Here is a 227-nt window from a genome sequence, read left to right as displayed (position 1 = left end):
CAGCTTTCCAAATTGTTAAAGAGCGAGTGTTTACTTTTTCAAGTTAAAGCACTTTCTAATGACTTTCGTCGACAAAAATCCGAACCAGATTCGTTTTACGGAATTGGTTTGGAAGTCAACATCCAAAAGTCTTTAGAGAGTGGTGGGCGATACCGGGCTCGAACCAGTGACCCCCTGCTTGTAAGGCAGGTGCTCTCCCAACTGAGCTAATCGCCCACATTAAGTTT

General features: G+C 44.1%; 1 tRNA gene. It reads right to left on the bottom strand.

Features of this window, described 5'->3' with window-relative positions:
• Positions 1 to 140 precede the first annotated feature (140 nt).
• Positions 141 to 216: transfer RNA gene (locus ACP45E_RS21380), tRNA-Val, on the bottom strand.
• Between the last annotated feature and the right edge of the window lie 11 nt (positions 217 to 227).

Source organism: Vibrio genomosp. F10 str. 9ZD137 (assembly GCF_049974785.1).
Lineage (GTDB): Bacteria > Pseudomonadota > Gammaproteobacteria > Enterobacterales > Vibrionaceae > Vibrio.
Note: the sequence above shows the minus strand (reverse complement) of the source record. Positions and strands in the feature narration are given on the sequence as shown.